At 39.4% G+C, this 19,476-nt stretch carries 15 protein-coding genes, 1 pseudogene and 1 riboswitch; of the genes and pseudogenes, 5 read left to right on the top strand and 11 right to left on the bottom strand.

Annotated elements, in window-relative coordinates:
* The coding region (locus tag F564_RS0109445) for a transposase (RefSeq protein ID WP_028122429.1) at positions 1 to 222 on the top strand (222 nt) is incomplete at its 5' end.
* Here the strand turns inward: F564_RS0109445 and F564_RS0109440 are convergent.
* Positions 182 to 742 (bottom strand): hypothetical protein, encoded by a 561-nt coding sequence (locus F564_RS0109440; protein ID WP_154656842.1) that lies wholly within the window; start codon positions 740 to 742, stop codon positions 182 to 184. The two genes, F564_RS0109445 and F564_RS0109440, sit on opposite strands and share 41 nt — an antisense overlap.
* A 68-nt stretch (positions 743 to 810) precedes the next feature.
* Entirely contained in the window at positions 811 to 2,601 is a 1,791-nt protein-coding gene (locus F564_RS0109435; RefSeq protein WP_028122427.1) for an ABC transporter ATP-binding protein, read from the bottom strand.
* A 118-nt stretch (positions 2,602 to 2,719) separates the two neighbouring features.
* Between F564_RS0109435 and F564_RS0109430 the strand changes: the two genes are divergently transcribed.
* On the top strand, positions 2,720 to 3,373 hold the full coding sequence (locus F564_RS0109430; protein WP_028122426.1) for a CoA transferase subunit B: 654 nt from the start codon (positions 2,720 to 2,722) through the stop codon (positions 3,371 to 3,373).
* Positions 3,374 to 3,536: 163 nt separating this feature from the next.
* On the opposite strand, the gene F564_RS0109425 is transcribed toward F564_RS0109430, so the two are convergent.
* The 4 genes and pseudogenes from F564_RS0109425 to F564_RS20855 all read right to left on the bottom strand — a co-directional run.
* Positions 3,537 to 4,334: a DUF4197 domain-containing protein gene (locus tag F564_RS0109425; protein WP_034981223.1), complete on the bottom strand. Its 798-nt coding sequence runs from the start codon at positions 4,332 to 4,334 to the stop codon at positions 3,537 to 3,539.
* A 180-nt stretch (positions 4,335 to 4,514) separates the two neighbouring features.
* A complete protein-coding gene (locus F564_RS0109420) occupies positions 4,515 to 6,026 on the bottom strand; it encodes a carbon-nitrogen hydrolase family protein (RefSeq protein WP_028122424.1) in 1,512 nt (503 codons plus the stop codon).
* A gap of 3 nt (positions 6,027 to 6,029) precedes the next feature.
* Positions 6,030 to 6,716 carry an SIR2 family NAD-dependent protein deacylase gene (locus F564_RS20860; RefSeq protein WP_034981241.1) on the bottom strand — a complete coding sequence of 229 codons (687 nt, stop codon included), beginning with the start codon at positions 6,714 to 6,716 and terminating at the stop codon, positions 6,030 to 6,032.
* A 24-nt stretch (positions 6,717 to 6,740) separates the two neighbouring features.
* A pseudogene (locus tag F564_RS20855) lies at positions 6,741 to 7,451 on the bottom strand (DUF72 domain-containing protein); the annotation flags it as partial.
* 161 nt (positions 7,452 to 7,612) lie between these two features.
* Positions 7,613 to 7,714: riboswitch (SAM riboswitch) on the top strand.
* A gap of 100 nt (positions 7,715 to 7,814) precedes the next feature.
* On the opposite strand from F564_RS20855, the gene F564_RS0109405 reads away from it, so the two are divergent.
* Complete coding sequence (locus F564_RS0109405; RefSeq protein WP_028122423.1) at positions 7,815 to 10,682, top strand: TonB-dependent receptor plug domain-containing protein; 2,868 nt, start codon at positions 7,815 to 7,817, stop codon at positions 10,680 to 10,682.
* Positions 10,683 to 10,848: 166 nt separating this feature from the next.
* Here F564_RS0109405 and F564_RS19030 read toward each other — a convergent pair whose 3' ends face one another.
* The 5 genes from F564_RS19030 to F564_RS0109370 all read right to left on the bottom strand — a co-directional run bounded on the left by F564_RS19030 (position 10,849) and on the right by F564_RS0109370 (position 17,958).
* Positions 10,849 to 13,476 carry a copper-transporting P-type ATPase gene (locus F564_RS19030; protein ID WP_034981219.1) on the bottom strand — a complete coding sequence of 876 codons (2,628 nt, stop codon included), beginning with the start codon at positions 13,474 to 13,476 and terminating at the stop codon, positions 10,849 to 10,851.
* A gap of 151 nt (positions 13,477 to 13,627) precedes the next feature.
* On the bottom strand, positions 13,628 to 14,581 hold the full coding sequence (locus tag F564_RS0109390) for a ketopantoate reductase family protein (protein ID WP_028122422.1): 954 nt from the start codon (positions 14,579 to 14,581) through the stop codon (positions 13,628 to 13,630).
* A 251-nt stretch (positions 14,582 to 14,832) separates the two neighbouring features.
* Complete coding sequence (locus F564_RS0109385; protein ID WP_028122421.1) at positions 14,833 to 15,648, bottom strand: GLPGLI family protein; 816 nt, start codon at positions 15,646 to 15,648, stop codon at positions 14,833 to 14,835.
* A gap of 221 nt (positions 15,649 to 15,869) precedes the next feature.
* Complete coding sequence (locus tag F564_RS0109375) at positions 15,870 to 16,430, bottom strand: helix-turn-helix domain-containing protein (protein WP_228373887.1); 561 nt, start codon at positions 16,428 to 16,430, stop codon at positions 15,870 to 15,872.
* 79 nt (positions 16,431 to 16,509) lie between these two features.
* Positions 16,510 to 17,958, bottom strand: coding sequence for a right-handed parallel beta-helix repeat-containing protein (locus F564_RS0109370; protein WP_028122419.1), 1,449 nt, complete (start codon positions 17,956 to 17,958; stop codon positions 16,510 to 16,512).
* Between the two features lie 77 nt (positions 17,959 to 18,035).
* Between F564_RS0109370 and F564_RS0109365 the strand changes: the two genes are divergently transcribed.
* Positions 18,036 to 18,896, top strand: a complete 861-nt coding sequence (locus tag F564_RS0109365; protein ID WP_028122418.1) for an aldo/keto reductase — start codon at positions 18,036 to 18,038, stop codon at positions 18,894 to 18,896.
* A gap of 157 nt (positions 18,897 to 19,053) precedes the next feature.
* Positions 19,054 to 19,422, top strand: a complete 369-nt coding sequence (locus F564_RS0109360; RefSeq protein ID WP_028122417.1) for an RNA recognition motif domain-containing protein — start codon at positions 19,054 to 19,056, stop codon at positions 19,420 to 19,422.
* Positions 19,423 to 19,476: the final 54 nt, after the last annotated feature.

Here is a 19,476-nt window from a genome sequence, read left to right as displayed (position 1 = left end):
GAACAGGTAAAAAATAAGTTTGGTTATCTAATAAATGTGGTGATGAGAAACGATGGAAAGAAAAAAGATTTTAAGCCTATTTCCAAAAGATGGATTATTGAGAGAACTTTCGCTTGGTTTGATAATGATAGAAGATTGTGTCGGAATTATGAACTCCTGATGGAAAATTCAGAAAACATGGTCAAATTATCCGCTTTAAAAAATTTATTGAATAAAATTTAAACAGGCTCTTAAATTTTATAGTATTTTTTATTTTGTCATTACATTCTTCCGCATATATTGGGTTTGAATCTTTTGGAAAACCTTGTGAAAAATTATAAGTATTAGGTTTTACTAAATATTCTTCAACTATAGTTATACTATCAACTGTATTTTTAATTCGATCAATTTGATAAAATTTCCTTTGATTTACGGGATCAGAATGATAGCCAGTTCTTTTATCAGATTCCCAGATACTTTTTAAATACTCCCAATCTGGTGTTATGAGAATGATTTTATTTTGTTTTTCTAAAAAAGATTCTTTATTGAAGAAAATTTTTGCAGGAAGATTAGGATCATTATTTAAAATTATTAAACTTTCTTTTTTTGCGTCGATAGGAAATCTAAGCATATAATCTTTCCCATTTGAAATTACATCACCATTTTCTATCATTATAATATCATTAAATATTTTATCGTGAATAGATTGAGATTTAATTATTGCAAAAACTTGCAAAAAAATAATTAATAGTATATTTTTCATTATTTTTTTTACTTTTTTTTGATAAAATTTAATATAATATTTAAATATAGTCAATTCAATGTAAATACCTATTTAATTTTCCTCTCCCCAATCTGCTGTCTCCACATGGCATAATACAAACCTTTTTCGGCAATCAGATTGTCGTGAGAACCCATTTCTATGACTTGTCCGCGTTCCAAAACATAGATTCTGTCGGCGTGCATGATGGTGCTCAATCGGTGGGCAATGAGAACGGTGATTTGTTCTTTTTGTTCAGAAATATCTTTGATGGTTGTTGTGATTTCTTCCTCCGTGATACTGTCCAAAGCAGAAGTAGCTTCATCAAAAATCAAGAGATGTGGTTTTCTCAATAAGGCTCTGGCAATGGCAATTCTTTGTTTTTCACCACCGCTTAATTTCAATCCACCTTCGCCAATCACGGTTTCGATTCCTTTTTCCGCGCGTTCCAATAAGCCTGTGCAACTTGCTTTTTTCAGAGCCAACTGTATGTCTGCTTCAGTGGCATCAGGATTTACGAAGAGAAGATTTTCTCGGATGGTTCCTGCAAAAAGTTGTGTGTCTTGTGTCACAAATCCAATTTGATTTCTCAATTCATCAAAATCAACTTCTTTTCCATTGATTTCATTATAAAAAATATTCCCTTCCTGAGCACGGTAAAGTCCAACCAAAAGTTTTACCAACGTACTTTTCCCGGAACCACTTGGTCCAACAAACGCAATCGTTTCGCCATTTTTGACATCAAATGAAATGTTATTCAACGCCTTATACTGCGCCGATTGATGCTTGAAAGAAACGTGTCTGAATTCCAGTTCCTCAATCGCACCAATTTGTTTCGGTGTCAAAGGTTTTTCTTCCACAGGTTTTTTCATCAGGTTATCGAAGTTTTTCAAGGAGGCTTCGGCTTCTCGGTAAGAAATAATGATGTTTCCAATCTCCTGCATCGGCCCGAAAATGAAGAAGCCGTAGAACATCAATGACAGATATTGTCCCGGCGTCACGATGTTTCTGAAAATCAGATACAAAAGCGTCAGCGTAATCAATTGCTGAAGAAAATTGACCATCGTTCCCTGGATGAAACTTAATGAGCGAATGCTTTTGACTTTCTTCAGTTCAAGTCCGAGGATTTTATAAGTGTTGTTATTCAGTCGTCTGACTTCCTGTTTCGTTAAACCAAGACTTTTGACGATTTCGATATTTCTCAGACTTTCCGTCGTGCTTCCTGCCAGACTTGTGGTTTCTGTCACAATGGTTTTCTGAATGGTTTTGATTCTTTTACTTAATAAATTGGTCACAAAGGCAATCAGGAAAATGCCGACAATATAAACCGGCATAATAGACCAATGCAATCTCACGGCGTAAACCGAAACGAAAATAATGCTGACCAGGATCCCAAAAAAGACATTGATAAAATTGGTAATAAACTTTACCGAATCTTCTCTTACCTTCGTCAAAATGGATAAAGTCTCGCCACTTCTCTGGTCTTCAAATTCCTGATAAGGCAAAGCCATAGAATGCTGCAGACCGTCTGTAAAAATATTGGCGCCAAACTTCTGCGTAATCACATTCACTGTGTAATCCTGAAATGCTTTGGCAATCCTGCTGATCATCGCAGTTCCTATCAACAAGCCTAAAAAGTAAAATACACCGTGGTAGATATCGGTGCCGTATAAAAACTGATTGAGGTTTCTGGGAACAAGTTTTTCTTTATCAAAAAAGTTGGGATGTGTTACCAGTTGATCCAGAATATTACCGGTAATAGCTGGACTGAACAAAGAAAAAACCTGATTGATGGTTGCTAAAAATAATGATGTGAAAAGCAGCCATTTGTGCGGTTTCAGATAATGTAATAATGTCTTCATAATAATTGATGCAAAAATACTGATATAAATCTGATTGATTTAGAAAATAATATAGATCGCGATGATAGCATTTCTGTATGAAACGGAATTTATATATATTGCAGCATAAGATTTTACTATGCTTACAAAAGAACAAATTGCACAAAGGATATCCAAAGAAGTGAAGGACAGAATGTACGTTAACCTTGGGATTGGAATTCCAACACTGGTGGCAAACTACGTCCCAGAAGACATTTCGGTAGAATTCCAAAGTGAGAATGGTGTTCTCGGGATGGGACCTTTTCCTTTCGAAGGTGAGGAAGATGCCGACTTGATCAATGCCGGAAAACAGACGATCACAATCCTTCCCGGTGGATCTTTTTTTGATTCCGCTTTCAGTTTTGGGATGATCAGAAGCCAAAAAGTGGATTTGACGATTCTTGGTGCAATGGAAGTTTCGGAGAACGGTGATATTGCCAATTGGAAAATCCCCGGAAAAATGGTGAAAGGAATGGGTGGCGCAATGGATCTTGTGGCTTCCGCAGAAAATATCATCGTTGCCATGATGCACGTGAACAAAGCTGGAGAATCCAAGATTTTAAGGAATTGTACGTTGCCTTTAACAGGTGTGAATTGTGTCAAAAAAGTAGTGACGGAATTAGCGGTTTTGGAAGTCACGGACAAAGGTTTCAAACTGCTGGAAAGAGCGCCAGGTGTTTCCGTAGAAGATATCATCAAAGCCACAGAAGCCGAATTGATCATTGAAGGTGATATCCCTGAAATGCAGTTTTAAATCATCATTAAAAGATTAAAGAATTAAAATATAAAAAAGTCGCACAGTTTTCACTTTGCGACTTTAATTTTGTCTAACGTCTAACGTCTAACGTCTAACGTCTAACGTCTAACGTCTAACGTCTAACGTCTAACGTCTAACTTCTAAAATCTAACTTCTAAACTTATTTCTTAACCGCTCCAAAAACCTTCTGTAGGATAGAAGTAGTTCTCATTACAGAATTATTTCTGATGCCGGTTTCTTTCTCGGCTACCATTTTGAAAACACCATTGATGGTTTCATTGGTCACATATTCGTTAAGATCCGTGGTTACAGCCTGTCCGGTGAAGGTGTTATATTTTGAAATCATATTTTTCCAAACCGTGTCGGCTCCAACTTTGCTTAATGACGCTTGTACTTTTGGCTGGAAAGCCGTGAAAAGCTGTGTCTGGGTTTTGCTTTGAAGATAATTGGTTGCAGCGTTGTTGCTTCCCAATAGGATGTTTTTCGCATCCGTAATCGTCATTGATGTAATGGCATTTGCAAAGATCGGCGTTGCTTCTGTTACTGCATCTTCTGCCGCTCTGTTGAGCAATTTCACGCCTTGATCTGCCAAGCTTCCTAAACCAATACTTCTCAAAGTAGTGTCTATTTTTCTTAATTTTTCTGGCATTAAGATTTTGACGGCCTCATTTTTTAGGAAACCATCTGTAACACCTAATTTTTGGACACCTTCTTTTACGCCCAGATTGAGGGCTTCTTTCAGACCTGTAGAGATTTGTGCAGAAGTGAGATTACCAAGATTGACATTGGGATTGCCTGTTGATGTCGTCGTAGTTCTAGAGCTGGTTGTCGTTTTTGTTTTTACGTTGCTTAGGTCTACACCAGTTTTATCTTTAACAGCTTTTAAAAGATCACCAATCTGCGCGTGGGAAGACACAGAAAATAATAAACCCGCTGCTAGGAAAATCGTTTTTTTCATTATTTATAATTTTATACAAATTTAGATGATTAAATCTTACTGATGTTAAATGAACCTCTTCATTCATAATTAATCGTCTTTTCATGTAGAATCTGCAGCCCGGCCTGAGTGGAGCTCTTTTTCTTTTTTTTTCTAAAAAGGAAAAAGCGGGAACGGAGGACGGATAAAGCTGCCCAAATGTTAACTTTTATTTCGAAGGATCACATCGTAAAGGTCCTGTCTTCTGTCTGTCAAAGTTTTCACAGAGCCGTTGTAATGCAGTTCTTTGAGTAAGTTCAAATCGACATCCACAATGATCGTCATCTCGGTATTTGGCGTTGCTTCTCCCTTGATCGCATTGGACGGAAACGCAAAATCCGAAGGTGTGAAAACCGTGGCTTGGCCGTACTGGATATCCATATTATTGACACCTGGCAAATTCCCGACGCAACCGGCGATTGCCACATAACATTCATTCTCGATGGCTCTTGCTGCCGCACAATGGCGCACGCGCGTGTAAGCATTTTGGGTATCTGTGAGGTACGGTACAAAAAGGATCTTCATTCCCTGATCGGCCAATAATCTGGGCAATTCTGGAAACTCGACATCGTAACAAATGATCACGCCCACTTTTCCGCAATCTGTATCGAACACTTTGATCTCATTGCCGCCCGTCATTCCGTAATATTTCTTTTCGTTTGGTGTGATGTGGACTTTGCGGTACTCATCTATTTTGCCGTCTCTGTGCAGCAGATAACTCACGTTGAACAGTTTTCCGTCTTCGAAGATCGGCATACTTCCTGAGATGATATTCACGTTGTAACTGATCGCCATTTCAGAGATTTTTTCTTTGATTTCCTCCGTCAGTTCAGACAGTTTTTCCATCGATTCTCTTTCGTTCAAATGATTGAAAGGCGCGAGGAGAGGTGTGTTGAACAATTCTGGAAACAGACAGAAATCTGACTGATAACCAGCCACAGCATCTACGAAAAACTCAACTTGTTTGTAAAACTCCTCAATATCTTTGAGTGGACGCATTTGCCATTGGATCAGTCCCAGACGGATGACGCTGTCCTGCATCGTATTCTTTTTTGCTGTGTAATAGATGTTGTTCCATTGCAGGAGAACTGCATATTCTTCGGATTCTGTATCACCTTTCAAATAACCTTTTAGTATTTTTACGGGTGAAAAGTTATTTCCGATCTGGAAACTGAGAACTGGGTCAAAGATCTCTTTGTTTCTGACTTTGGTGATATATTCTCTGGGCGACAGTTCTGAACTGTACAGGTGATAATTCGGGATTCTTCCGCCAACGATAATGGATTTTAAATTTAATATTTCGCAGAGTTCTTTTCTCGCATCATACAATCTTCTTCCCAGTCTCAATGCTCGGAAATCTGGATCTACAAACACTTCTATCCCATAAAGGACATTCCCGACATTGCTGTGGGTATTAAAAGATTCGTTTCCTGTGATCTCATTGTAAGTGTGCTGATCGCTGTAAAGTTCGTAATTAACAACAATTGATAACGCAGCGGCTGCCAGTTTTCCATCGACCATAATACAGATTTGTCCTTCCGCAAATATGGAAGTGAGTTTCTGAATATTCCGTTTGCTCCAGACATTATCGTCAATTTCCGGATAGGCTTTCTGCATGGCTTCTGCCAGTTCATCATAATCATCAACTGTTAATTTTCTAATTTCTACCTGCATTATTTATATTTCTATTAATATTTGATTTAATTTTTTCATGCCTTCCGTGGCTGAGGTTTTGAAATAATTCTCATTTCGGGTTAATGAATTTGGATTTTCCAGATTTGGGTCGATGACGAAAACTTCGCAATGACTTGGAACATATCTTACGACGGAAGCGGCAGGATAAACCTGCATCGAAGTTCCAATCACTAAAAACAAATCAGCTTCTGACGCAATGGCAATCGCACGATCCATTTCCGGAACCATCTCGCCAAACCAGACGATATGTGGACGAAGTTGAGAACCGTCTGTATGAAGATCGCCCAAATGAAGGTCATTTTCCCAATCCATAATTTCATTGTCATGATTGACAGATCTTACCTTCTTCAGTTCGCCGTGAAGGTGGATGATTTTGGTAGAGCCACCTCGCTCGTGCAGGTCATCCACATTTTGTGTGATGATATGAACATCAAAGAAATCCTCCAATTCTGCAAGCAATTTGTGAGCCGCGTTGGGTTCTACTTCTTTCAGTTGTTTTCTACGGGCGTTGTAAAAATCCAAAACCAACTTCGGATCTCTGGCAAAACCTTCTGGCGAAGCCACATCTTCGACTCTGTGATTTTCCCACAATCCATTGGAATCCCTAAAAGTTCTAATGCCGCTTTCTGCAGAAACTCCCGCTCCGGAAAGTACTACTAGTTTTTTCATTGACTTCAAAATTTTCTTTAAATATAATGAATTTTCTACCGCAGCCGTTCCCCAGGTGTTGTTGAATAGAATGTAAAATTCCTTGCCTGTTTCTTTCATCTTATCAGCAAGATCTTTCAAATATTCTTCTGAATAGGCTGATTTGTAAAGTTTTGGTTTACCGTGCAGGCGATAATATCCAACATTTGGATTCGTAATGATGGCATCTTCAGGTAAGTTTCCAGGAAAGCTTGTTCCGCTAAAGATCCAGTTTTTGTCTTTAAAGATTTTAAAAATGGCACCATTCCACCAAGAGCGATGACGAAATTCTATCACAGTCAGATGGCCATCAGTCAGATTGTCTGTAAGCCATTTCATATTTTGAGGTGTATGATGAAACGAGGGTGGAAACTGAAAAAGAAATCCTGCCAGTTTCTCCCCAAGATAAGATTGAATGTCATGGCAGAATGCCTCAATGTCTTCTTTTTTATTTTCAAATGGTTTCTGATGAGAAATTGTTTTTGGGATTTTAATGAAGAATTTGAAGGCATCGGGCGTTTCATCTACCCATTTCTGCAAAGTTTTTACCGTAGGTTTTCTGTAAAATGTGGTGTTAATTTCCACAATATCAAAGGCATGAGAATACAATTTCAGGAAATCTTTGTTCTGTGAATCTGCGGGATAAAGAGAACTCCTCCAATTTGTACTATAGAATCCTGAGCAGCCAATGTGGTATTTTGTTCTAGAATTTTTCATTTTAAATAACGACTAATTCCTGTGCCAATCAGCATCAAATCAGGGTGTAGGGTTCGATGAAGGAGGTTTATGATATTTATCATACCAAATTAGTATGAAATAAATTTGGATTGATAAGTCAATTGAAATTACTTTTGCAGTGTGATTACGAATTGCTGTCATACTTATTAAGAAAGACCGAGGGATCTGACCTGTTGACGTCTTAACAACCTGCCGAAAGGTAAGGTGTTGCATTCAGCCTTTGAAAAAAGGAAAGATAAGTTTTAAAAGTTTTTATTATTGGACCAAAACACATCCTTATATAACTTCTTCTAGACTTATCTGGAAGAAGTTTTTTCTTTATCAACGTAAAATTTTAAATATATGAAACAAGTAACTATTATTAATTCAAGGAAAGGAATTGCCCTCACAGCGGCGGTGATCTTCTTTTCTGGGATTTCATTTGCGCAGGCTCAGGAAAGCAAAGCCGTCAAAGACTCTGTCTCTGATAAAGTGATCGAGGAAGTGGTTTTGGTAGGATCCAGAAGTGGCGGACGGTCAAAAGCTGACAGTCCCGTTCCTGTGGATGTTTTCAATCTGAAAGACATCCAGCAGAGTTTGCCGCAAACCAATATCAATCAAATTCTTAATACCATTGCACCTTCTTTTACGTCCACAATCCAGACCAACGCAGACGGGTCGGATCATTCAGATCCTGCACAGTTGAGAGGTCTTGGTCCGGATCAGACTTTGGTTTTGATCAATGGAAAAAGAAGGCATAATTCTGCCCTTGTCAATGTCAACGGAGCGCCCGGAAGAGGAACCGTAGGAACAGACCTTAATGCAATCCCAGCGTTTGCACTTTCCAGAATTGAGGTTCTGAGAGATGGTGCATCTGCCCAATATGGTTCTGACGCCATTGCAGGGGTCATGAATCTTCAATTAAAAAGAGATACAGGAAAGTTAACAGGACAGCTGAATTACGGCGGTTACCTGACCAAAGCTGCCAAAGACCACACCGGAAACTACGATGGACAGCAGTACCAACTGGACTTGAACTATGGAAACAAAATCGGAAGCAAAGGTGGCTTTTTTAATGTAACCTGGTCATCCCAATTCCGTGATCCCACCAGAAGAGCAGGGACAGAGAGTGCGCCGATTTATAACGCGTACAACGCTATCGAAAAAAGAGCAGCTGAAAATGGTGTCAATCTTTCTTCTTATTTCAACAATATAGACAACCTGAAAGGTACTGCTGGTGAACAGGATTTTGTCAATCTGATTCATCAATATTCGCAAGGCGTTAATTATTTTAATTCAATTTCGCCAACACTTCAATCCAATATTCAGTCTGCAAATAGTATTACCGCATTACAGAATGTTCTTAAAACATCTGCATTCTCGACGGCTCAGCTAAACGCTCTCACGGATCAGGAATTGGCTTACAGAGGGCAAACGCGAAATGACTTCAACATGCAGGTTGGACAGTCCAAACTAAGCAATCACCAGTTGTTTGCAAACATTGAGGTGCCCTTAAACGATGACTGGAAAGCCTATACCTTCGGGGGTTACTCTATCAGAGATGGCGCATCGGGTGGTTTTTACAGAAGACCAAGCCAAGCCAGAACGTTTACAGGTTTATATCTTGATGGCTATTTGCCGGAGATCCACACAAAGATTCAGGATGTGTCTTTATCAGCTGGCATCAAAGGAAAATGGAACGGTTGGAATGTAGATTTCAGTAATAGTTTCGGGCAAAACAGTTTTGACTATACGATTGAAAATACAGGAAATACGAGTTTGCGTTTTGCTTCTCCAAGTTCTTTCAAAGCGGGTGGATTGCAGTTTTTGCAGAATACCGTTAATCTGGATTTCAGCAAATCGTTTGATGTCTTCCAGGGCATCAATGTGGCTTTTGGAGCAGAGCAGCGTCACGAGAATTTCAAGATCACACCAGGCGAAGAAGCTTCCTACACGGCTTATGATATCAATGGAAATGTACAGACGCCTACGACGCCCAATTCTTTGAAACCTACAGATTTCTTCGGTGCCACATTAGCGGGTAGTTCTCAGGTTTTCTCGGGCTTCAGAGCGGAGAATGCCACCGATAGAAATAGAAATTCGTACGCAGGCTATGCCGATGTTGAGGTTAATTTTACCAATTGGTTTTTGGTAGATGCAGCGCTAAGGTATGAGGACTATTCTGATTTCGGTTCGACATTCAATTATAAATTGGCCTCCAGGATCAAGCTTTCAAATGATCTTAACTTTAGATTCGCTGGATCTACAGGTTTCCGTGCGCCGTCTATTCATCAGATCTATTACAATACAACTTCCACTTTATTTACAACGCTTCCTGCAACGCCAGACATTCCAAATCCCCAACCATCATTGGTAGAAGTAGGAACTTTCAGTAATGACTCCGCTGTTGCAAGAGGTTTGGGAATCAATAAGTTGAAACAGGAAACGTCCAAATCAGTCAGCGCCGGTTTTACCTATAAAATTCCGTCCCTGAATTTGAATATTACCGCTGATGCCTATTTCATCAGAATAGATGACAGAATTGTATTGACGGATCAATTTGCAAGACCTACCAATGCTCAGATCCAGGCCAACCCCAACTTGCAGGCTGTAAGAGATGAGCTGGACAGAAACAATGTGAATGCTGCTCAGTTTTTTGCCAATTCTATTGATACAGAAACGAAAGGACTGGATGTTGTGATCAGCCATAACTACAGAACGGGCGCTGTGAAACTGAATAACGATTTTGCCATCAACTTGAACAGAACCAAAAAAGTAGGTGACATCCACGCTTCAGATTTGTTGAAAAAGGCTGGATTGGAGAATACCTATTTCGGGGAGAAGTCAAGAGTGTATCTGGAAGACTCTGTGCCTAAAATAAAAGCGAGTTTGTCCCACAATTTGACTTGGAATGACTTTACAGTATATCTTCGAAATACGTATTACGGAAAAGTGTACGGTGCAGATAGTGTTGACTTGAATAATGATGGTATTGCATTGTTAAACGAGCACCAATTGGTTTCTGACAAGATTATCACAGATCTGTCCATAGGATATAACATCAGCAAGAACTTCAACCTGACTTTGGGTACCAACAACTTATTTGATATCTATCCTACGAAGAACGTCACAGCTTCTACCAATAACGATCAATTCATCTACTCCAGATCTACTGCTCAGTTTGGACAGAACGGCAGATATGTCTTCAGCAAGCTGACCGTTTCTTTTTAATGAGACGATTTTTAAGGTTTTATATTTGTTTTGAAATGGCATCGGGATTTTTCCTGATGTCATTTTTTTTTGGTTTGGCGCAAAGGCAAAAGAGAATTAGTTTGATACTTAATAAAAAGTCGCAAATGCCATACATTGAATTAGTTTGCGACTTTGCGTTAAAATTTTAAATATCCAATTTGGCACGATTCAGTCGTAGAGAGTTCAGGATGACGGAGACAGAACTGAAACTCATCGCTGCTGCTGCAATCATTGGGCTCAACAAAATTCCGAAGAAAGGGTAGAGCAATCCTGCAGCCAACGGAACGCCGAGAACATTATAAATGAATGCAAAAAACAGATTCTCTTTGATATTTCTGAGTAATTTCTCACTCAGTATTTTTGCTTTTGCAACGCCCAGAATGTCGCCTTTCAGCAGTGTGATTTCGGCACTTTCTATCGCTACATCTGTTCCTGTTCCCATCGCTATGCCTATGTTGGATTGGGCCAAAGCGGGCGCATCATTAATGCCGTCTCCGGCCATAGCCACTATTTTCCCAGTGCTTTGCAGTCTTTTGATCTCATTCATTTTATCTTCCGGCAGACAATTGGCTTTGTAGTTTTTGATGCCAAGTTCCGCCGCCACTGCTTTTGCTGTGTTTTCATTATCACCGGTCATCATTATGACTTCTATGTTTTGGCTTTGAAGAAATTGGATCGCCTGTTTTGACGTGGCTTTGATCCGATCCGAGAAACTTAAAAATCCAAGAACTTTTCCTCCTTTGGCAAGGTAAGAGATGGTTTTGGCTTCATTCTGTTTTTGAGTGACTTTCTGTTTTAAATTTTCAGGTATATTGATGTTGAAATGTGTTAATAAAGATTCATTTCCCAGCAGGATTTCTTCTTGATCAATGATTCCCTTCACGCCTTTTCCGGAAATATTCTCAAAGTTCTGAACTGTTTTATACGTTGAATTTTTAGTTTTAAAGTCATTCAGTACCGCATTGGACAATGGATGTTCAGAGTTTTGATTGAGTGAGGCTGCCAGTTTCAGAATCTCATTCCGGTCTGAGTTGTCCAAGGTTTCGATATGGTCTAGACTGGGTTTACCTTCTGTCAATGTACCTGTTTTATCGGTGATCAACACATTGATTTTATGCATTTCTTCCAAGGCTTCAGCGTTTTTTATTAAAATTCCATTCTGTGCACCTTTTCCAATGCCGACCATCAGACTCATTGGCGTTGCAAGACCTAGTGCGCAAGGACAGGCGACAATCAAAACAGCGACTGCATTCACGAAAGCATAAATCAACTTGTTCTCGCCTCCGAAAACCGACCAGAGAATAAAAGTCAGGACCGAAATCGCAATCACAGTAGGAACAAATATTTTAGAAATCTTGTCTGCTAGTTTTTGAATCGGCGCCTTGGTTCTGCTGGCATCATTCACCATTTTGATAATTTTGGAAAGTAAGGTTTCCTCGCCAATTTTTTCGGTTTTCATCAGGAAAGATCCGTTTCCGTTGATGGTTCCGGAGGTCACTTTGTCTCCGGGTTTTTTCTCGATAGGCATTGGTTCTCCCGTAATCATCGATTCGTCTATATTGGAATTACCTTTCGAGATGGTTCCGTCTGCAGGGATTTTTTCACCTGGTTTTACTCGTAAAATATCGTTTACTTTAATTTCAGATAAAGCGACTTTTTTTTCACTTCCATTAATGATCAAATTGGCGGTGTCTGGCGAGAGATTCATCAAAGCTTCTATGGCTTTTCCCGTTCTTTGATGCGCTCTGGCTTCCAGCATCTGTCCCATCATCACCAAGGTCAGAATGACACAAACCGACTCAAAATAGAGTGGAACAGCGCCGCCGTGGGACAATTCGTGCGGAAGACTATTGGGCGATATTAATGCAAGCAAACTGAAGATCAAAGCTGCTGCAACACCCAAAGCGATCAATGAAAACATATTGAGGTTCCAAGTTTTGAAAGAAACCCAGCCTCTTTTCAGGATAAACCAACCCGCGTAGAAAATAACAGGAAGTGACAATGCAAGTTCTAAAATCCCTTGGGCCTGATGAGAAAATGGCCAATGGATCCACATCCCGCCCATCGAAAGAATGAAGACAGGAAGGGAGAATGCAACGGAAATCCAGAACTTTCTTTTCAGGTTGTTATAAGTTTCATCTTCGTGGCCGTTGTTTTTGGAAGGTTTTGGAACAAGATCCATTCCGCAGATTGGGCAGTCGCCTGCTTCGTCCTGCACAATTTCCGGATGCATTGGACAGGTATATTCTGTGGCTTTCTTTTCAGGAATCTTTACGAGATCCATTCCACAGACAGGACAGCCGACGTTGGAATCATAGACTTTGTCGCCTTCGCAGAACATCGGGCAGTAGTACTTACCTTGGTTTTTAGTTGCAAGTTCTAAGTTTTTAGTTTCTGGTTTTGAACTTTTAACATTCCACTCATGATTTTGAACCAAATCCTGTGTGACCTCTTCCAGGTGCATATGACAAACCGGGCAATCGCTTTTTTCATCATAGACTTTATCACCTTCGCAGAACATTGGGCAGTAATAGTTGCCGATGTGGTCTGGGAAATTCTCGGGAAGATGGTTTTTGGAGTAGGTTTTCGATTTGTTTCGTTGGTCTTCCCTTTCTTCAATAGGAACGAGGAACATATTGCAGACCGGACATCTGCCTTGCTGGAAGTAGAGTTTCTCGCCCTCGCATTCCATCGGACAATAGTAGACGGAACTTGGGGAGATTCTTTGATTGGGATGAAGGCTGTTGTGTTGATGATGTGTGTGGTCTTCCATGTGGTACAAATTTACAATGCAAATTTCTGAAAAATAGAATGGATGCTGTTGTAAATAAATGGAAAGATGTTATACGTTGCTTCAAGATCATTGGACTAAAAAAAATAGCCTCCAGAATTTCCTGAAGGCTATGGGTGATGTTTTAAAAATTTTAGAGACTAAGTTCCTCAATTTTATTGGTGATTTCCTGCTGTATTTTTTGCGTGAAAGGGGTTTCTATGCCCAACGTTTTTCCGTAATGGATGATGGCGCCTGCAAACAATTCCAGTTCGTTGTTTTGCTGCTTTACATTAATGTCTAGTTGCAGAGATGTAGGCGTGTCGGGTGGGAAAGTGGCTGCTTTTTCAAAAGCTTTTTCGATGATGTCGTGTGGAAGGCCAATCGCTTTTTTGTCTGCAATGGCTTTTACTTCTTTCATGATCTCTGTTGCTTCCTGCTTCTGAGTTTCTTCTATACAAACCGTTCCGATAGAAGAATTATACTTGGCCGTGACCAATCCGAAACTGGCAACGAAAATGAATTTGGTCCAGATGTCTGGAAAAGCATTTTCTTTAAAATCAAAGTCGATGCCACTATCCTTCATCAGTTGAATGATCCAATCTACGTTTTTATCCTCATTCTCAGGATCTTTCCCGAAGATCATTTTTCCGGCTTTGCCTTTGTGCTCTACAATTCCTTTTTCTTTGATATGCGATGCCACATAAACGCAGGCTGGCAAAATGGTATTGGTCGTAATGATTTTCCGGACGCGGTCGTAGATATCAACGCCGTTCATCAGAGGAAGCAGAATGGTTTCTGGTGACAGGACGTTTTTTAGCTGATTGCACACGTTTTCCAAATCATATTCCTTCACGCAAATGAGAACGAGATCCGGATTTTTGATTTCCGAGATGTTTTGGATGATTTCATTAGGTTTTGTAATGCTGTTTGGATGTTCCGGAGAAAGCAGCGTTAAACCGTTTTTACTTACAATATCGTGGGTCTGATTTCTGGCAACAAATGAAATATGGAACCCATTCACGCCCTCATTGTACTGATTGATCTTAAATCCGAAATATCCGCCCACGCCTCCAAGACCTATGGCTACTATATTTTTTTTATCCATTGATTTTTTATGTGTAAATATATTCTGGGCAAATTTGAGAAAAAATAGGATGGTATTTTATAGTTAATTAATGGAAATATATACTATGTGGACAGGCTATTTTAAACTGTTAAGGTGATTTTTGATCTATAAAGTACTGTTGAGATGTATTTAAGGTATTGATATATAGTGAAATAAAATTGATTGCCAGAAGGGCATCATTCAGTGAGATGACGACACGGCTGACGGGTAGAAGATAGCGTTTTGTGTTTCTATTTCAAAAGATTGAGTTCAATCAGATTATTGTCTTTGGCAAGTCTTTCTAATGCTTTTTGATTCAGTTCTCTGATGATTTCGTCCGATGTTCTGTGTTTTCCTTCAGAATCTGTTTGGTCAGGGATTCTCCCCACCAGATCTGCGGTGGGATTTTGACGGTAATTTTTGGTTTTTTTGACGAATTGATCGTACTTCAATTCAAATTCGCGGTAATTATTAAGGTCAGGATAAATAAATTGATCCTGACCTGGCTTGATGCCTTTCAGTTCGAAGACATGATAGTTTTGACTGTCTGCAATTTTCAGAATCAGACCGGGTAAATTTCTGAATTTATAAGGACCATCCGGAATCGGAATTTCTTTCGTAAACCAAGCTGTCCATTTTCTGCCTCCATATTCTGTGGTGGCTTTTTGGACATCATAATTCAGGATTTTGGAAAACTCACTGGTCAGCTTCCAGTCCAATTGGACTTCCTGTTTCACCTTATATTTGTCCCACATCAGAAATGTGGTGTAAACGATCTGGTTAGAATTAGCTTGTTTTGTGACAAATTCATTCACTGTTTCCTTTTCTGGAGGCATTACCAAGATTCCTTTTTTGCTTTCTGCCAACATTGTAGAATCTATAGAATACCTCTCAAAACTAAAAAATTGGGATTTTTCTTTTTGGATATTCAGCACCATCATTTCTGTTCGGACATCTGCTTTGTTGGTTGAATCTGGTATAAATTTGTATGCGTAGAAAAACTGTTTGTTTTGCCCGAAAATAAAATTGAATAGACACAGTAGAAATAGAAGGTAAATGTTTTTCATTGCTATCAGTTTTTGTAAGAGTAAATATAACTCGTTTTGCTGTCATCTTTCACCACAAAAATTCACAAACTTTCTTAAATAAGATTGCTAGTGCAGGATTGGTGGTCAAGGATCTTCCCGACTTTGGCGGAGCTAATGCCGGATATTGCAAAGAGATTCCGTAGCATTGGGACACTGGTGTATCTCAACTATGAATTGTATTCATTTTTATAAACCATATCTTAAACCTTGTCCAGAGCAATTCTTTTTTCCTTTGAATGCACAAATTGAGTAGGAGCGAAGCCCGTCATTTTCTTAAATTGATTCGACAGATGTTGAACGCTTTTGTAACCAAGCTTCAAGGATATTTCTGTCAAATTAAATTCTTTGTAAAGCAGCAGTTCTTTTACTTTCTCCATTTTTTGGAGAATCCAATATTGTTCTAAGGTGAGGTTTTCGTTCTGAGAAAAAAGCTTGGAGATGGCACTGTAATCTTTATTCAGTCCGGAACTTAAAAAATCAGACAAAACAAAATATTCTTCAATATCTTCCTCCGAAATCTTCTGAATGATGAGGTTTTTGATCTTCTCGATCTGCTTTTTTGTAGAATCTTCGAGGATCTCGAATCCCGTAGATCGTAATCTGGTACTGAGCTTTTGCAAATCATCATCGGAAATCTGATTTTTGGTTTCAACTTCACCGAGATTGATATCAGAAATCTCAATTTTGAGTGCATCAAAAATAGCCTGAACGGCGGAGAGACATCGGTCGCAAACCATATTTTTGATAGAGATCTTCATCATTCAAATTTACGGAAAATATGGCAAAGGAAAAAGCACCACAAATTTGTGATGCTTTCTTAAGAATTGAAATCAAATGGACTTATTGGATGATCAGTTTTGTGTTGGATTTTTTCCCTTCGGACTGTTGTGTGATGATATAAACACCAGACTGCAGGTTGGTAGTGATGTCATTTTTACCTTTGTTCACGATGGCAGAATGCACCACTTTGCCGCTCAGATCCTGGATCACGATGTTGCCTGCGTTCTCCGTTTCCAGAAAGAAATGATTTTTGCTTGGGTTTGGATAGAGGTTTATTTTTGATTTTGAAACATCAGAAACGGCTAAAGTTTCTGCGCAATTGTACGGTTTAAAATTGACGGTGTTAGGATTCAGACTTCCGATGACGGCCTGTACCATGGTGTCGGTAGAAAGTTCGTTTTCTCTCCAGCAGTTTCCTATGGCGTTCACAACATTGGAGGTGTTGTTGAACAATGCAACTGTATTACCAGCGTTGTTGTTGTTTCTGAAAATGTTATCACCGGGATCTTGTGCGGTTCCAAGATCTATCACAGCACTACTCAAAACGGTTATTCCCCAAAGGTTGCCTCGGATCTGGTTGTTTCGGACAATCACTTTTTGTGTTCCTGTGAGAGAGATACCGCTTCCTCCAAGGTTTGGATTGTTCTCCGTATTGTTATTTTCAATAATGTTATTCCTGATGATGCCACTGCTTCCTGCACCTTGATGGGTAATCCCGTAACGGTTGTCTTTCACTATGTTGCCCTGTACACGGAACCGGTTGACACCGCCCAATAAGCCCGAAACGGAAATGCCACCAGATTTTGTAATGGTTCTGTTTCCAATGATATTGTTATTCAAAACCCTAGTAGAATCTACGCCGGCAGGTCCCATATTGATCTGTGGGTAATTCCCATTGTCTGTATTGTTCCCGTAGAAGTAATTATTAATAATATCAATAGAAACCGCTCCTGATGCTCCGGAGTTGATGCCTGCTCTGGAGTTTTCCAGAAACTGAGAATTTTTCACCACGTGTCCTGATCCCTGGAAGATCGCCAAAGCTGCACTGCTGGCAAGATTGGTAGAGCCAGAGTTGTTGTTTTTGTAAAGGATACAGTTGTCCATCAAAAATGGAGCGCTGGAAAGTACACGCACGCCGCCGCCGTATTCTACGCGCGTATTTTTCATCTCTGCAACAGAACTTTCCTCAAAACGGATACCTCTGTATGGGCTGCCTATTGTACTTGCTGTAATGGTAAAGTTAGCAGCTGTTGTTTTGTATTGGCCGTAAACAAAAATGGCAACACCGGGATTGACTTTCAGGGTGGTGTTTTCATCTATCAGCAATTGGTCTGTAGCAGAAAGCGTAAGGTCGGCCGTCAGTGTGTAATCTGTTCCGTTTTTCACCAATACACTGGGTGCCGCGGTGGAAAGACTTGTTAAAGTGTAACTGGTACCGTTACCTGGCGATGTAAATTGTGCATTCACAAAAGCGCAACTCATCATCAATAAAATCGTTATTTTCTTCATAAACATAAATTTTTTGAATTTCAAATTTATTAATGTATTTTGTGTTTAACATAATATATTTGTAAAAAATTACTAAAATGTATTCAGAATTAATAGCAGGAACGATGCGTTGGGGTGTTTGGGGCGCCAATCATTCCGAAAGAAAAGTACAGGAACTGATAGAAGTTTGTCTGGAAGAGCAGATCACCACGTTTGATCACGCCGATATCTATGGCGGTCACACGACAGAAGAACTTTTCGGAAAAGCATGGAAAGCAATGAATATCGACAGAGAGAAGATCCAATTGATCTCCAAGTGCGGCATTGTGATGAATTCTGACAGAAAACCTTCTCCACTCAAATACTATCATTATGACTCCAGCTATATCCAGAATTGTGTGCATGAAAGTCTCGCCCACCTGAAGACAGACTACCTGGATCTTTTGCTGTTGCACCGGCCCTCACCATTGATGAATCCGGAAGAAATTGCTAAGGTCTTCCAGATTTTAAAATCCGAAGGGAAAGTAAAGGAATTTGGTGTCAGTAATTTTTCCAATTCTCAGTTTGAATTGCTGAATCAGGATGTTCCATTGGTGACGAATCAGGTGGAGATTTCTGTCAATCATCTGGATTCTTTTTTCGATGGGACTTTGGATCAGTTGATGGTGAAAAACCTGAGACCGATGGCGTGGTCTGTGATGGGAAATTATTTCTCGGAAAAGACCGATCAGAATATCCGCATCACCCATATTTTGAAAGAACTTTGTCAAAAGTACAATGCTGATGAAAATCAAATCTTGTTGGCCTTCATCCTGAAACATCCTTCCAGAATCATTCCGGTGATTGGCTCATCAAAAATAGAAACGATTAGACAATTAAAATCATCATTATTGATTGATTTAGAAGCAATAGACTGGTTTAGAATACTGGAAGCAAGCCGAGGAATAGAGGTGGATTAAGAAATTTGAAATTCTTTTTAAAAAAAATCTGAAAGTTTCTCATTATTCGAAAATAATTGTAAATTGCACCCAATTATATTTGAAATCAATAATCTTCTTTTGTTGTTTTTCCTGATATAATATTAAAAAACAACAGTTAACTTAATTTTTTTTTAAAATGAACATTTTTGTTTCAAACATCAATTACGCAACTAAGGATTACCAGTTGCAAGAATTATTCGAAGAATTTGGAGAAGTAACTTCTGCAAAAATTATTACTGACAGAGACACTGGGAGATCAAAAGGATTTGGTTTCGTAGAAATGGGAGACGAAGAAGGAAAACAAGCATTAGATGCTTTAAATCAGAAAGAATTTAACGGTAAAATACTAAATGTTACCGAGGCTAGACCAAGAGAAGAGAAACCAAGAAGATCTTTTGATAACAACCGTGGAGGTGGTTACGGAGGTGGTAACAGCGGAGGCGGTTACGGTGGTGGAAACAATGGAGGTGGAAACCGTGGAGGCGGTGGAGGCGGCCGTTGGTAATATCCTTTAACAGCATAAAAGAAGCGATCTATTTTTTTAGGTCGCTTCTTTTTT

It is taken from the genome of Epilithonimonas tenax DSM 16811 (assembly GCF_000428485.1).
Classification (GTDB): domain Bacteria; phylum Bacteroidota; class Bacteroidia; order Flavobacteriales; family Weeksellaceae; genus Epilithonimonas; species Epilithonimonas tenax.
This window is presented reverse-complemented; position numbering and strand designations above follow the sequence as displayed.